2 rRNA genes (1 of these 2 only partly in view) are annotated in these 1819 nt (G+C 54.8%); both read left to right on the forward strand.

The window, feature by feature from the left end:
- Positions 1-1544: ribosomal RNA gene (locus AC1Q49_RS15960) — 23S ribosomal RNA — on the forward strand (it extends 1739 nt beyond the left edge of the window).
- A 104-nt stretch (positions 1545-1648) separates the two neighbouring features.
- A 5S ribosomal RNA gene (gene rrf, locus AC1Q49_RS15965) occupies positions 1649-1765 on the forward strand.
- The last annotated feature ends 54 nt before the right edge of the window (positions 1766-1819 follow it).

Consider the following 1819-nt stretch of genomic DNA (forward strand, 5'->3'; position numbering starts at 1 on the left):
ACTTTGTATCGATCCCTTCGGGGTGAGAGCGTTGGAGCTAGCGCATGACCCCATGCTGGTGCGGTTAGCGTATTAACAGGTGTGACGCAGGAAGGTAGCCCAACCCGGGCGATGGTTGTCCCGGGGCAAGTGCGTAGGCCGAGTCATAGGCAAATCCGTGACTCTTACAGGCTGAGACACGATGCGGATAAAAAGTGGGTGATCCTCTGCTGCCAAGAAAAGCATCGACGCGAGGTTCTAGCCGCCCGTACCCCAAACCGACTCAGGTGGTCAGGTAGAGAATACCAAGGAGATCGAGAGAATCGTGGTTAAGGAACTCGGCAAAATGCCCCCGTAACTTCGGGAGAAGGGGGGCCATCCACTTATATGAGCTTGCCTCAAAAAGGGTGTGGTGGCCGCAGAGACTAGTGGGTAGCGACTGTTTATTAAAAACACAGGTCCGTGCCAAGTCGCAAGACGATGTATACGGACTGACGCCTGCCCGGTGCTGGAAGGTTAAGAGGACCGGTTAGCCGTAAGGCGAAGCTGAGAATTTAAGCCCCAGTAAACGGCGGTGGTAACTATAACCATCCTAAGGTAGCGAAATTCCTTGTCGGGTAAGTTCCGACCTGCACGAATGGCGTAACGACTTCCCAACTGTCTCAACCGCGAACTCGGCGAAATTGCACTACGAGTAAAGATGCTCGTTACGCGCAGCAGGACGGAAAGACCCCGTGACCTTTACTACAGCTTGGTATTGGTGTTCGGTGTGGCTTGTGTAGGATAGGTGGGAGACTTTGAAGCGGTGACGCCAGTTACCGTGGAGTCATTGTTGAAATACCACTCTGGTCACTCTGGATATCTAACTTCGAACCGTAATCCGGTTCAGGGACAGTGCCTGGTGGGTAGTTTAACTGGGGCGGTTGCCTCCCAAAAAGTAACGGAGGCGCCCAAAGGTTCCCTCAACCTGGTTGGCAATCAGGTGGCGAGTGTAAGTGCACAAGGGAGCTTGACTGTGAGACTGACAGGTCGAGCAGGGACGAAAGTCGGGACTAGTGATCCGGCAGTGGCTTGTGGAAGCGCTGTCGCTCAACGGATAAAAGGTACCTCGGGGATAACAGGCTGATCTTGCCCAAGAGTCCATATCGACGGCATGGTTTGGCACCTCGATGTCGGCTCGTCGCATCCTGGGGCTGGAGTAGGTCCCAAGGGTTGGGCTGTTCGCCCATTAAAGCGGTACGCGAGCTGGGTTTAGAACGTCGTGAGACAGTTCGGTCCCTATCCGCTGCGCGCGTAGGAAATTTGAGAGGATCTGACCCTAGTACGAGAGGACCGGGTTGGACGAACCTCTGGTGTGCCAGTTGTTCTGCCAAGAGCACCGCTGGTTAGCTACGTTCGGGATGGATAACCGCTGAAAGCATCTAAGCGGGAAGCCGGCCTCAAGATGAGATTTCCATGCCTTCGGGCGAGAGGCTCCCAGCCAGACTACTGGGTTGATAGGCCGGATGTGGAAGCGTGGCAACACGTGAAGCTGACCGGTACTAATAAGCCGATGACTTGATAACACACCGTTTTGGTGCTTGCGTCCACTGAGTGGTTCTCGATGTACGGTCGAGAACTGCACAACTGATCTTCGATCGTTGTGTGCTTGATGAAACATCAATAGTGTTTCGGCGGCCATAGCGTGAGGGAAACGCCCGGTCACATTCCGAACCCGGAAGCTAAGCCTCACAGCGCCGATGGTACTGCAGGGGGGACCCTGTGGGAGAGTAGGACACCGCCGGACTTCATTTCAGGAAATGGCCACCCAACGCTGGGTGGCCATTTCCCGTTAACAGAC

This window comes from Microbacterium sp. MPR-TSA4, assembly GCF_058792815.1.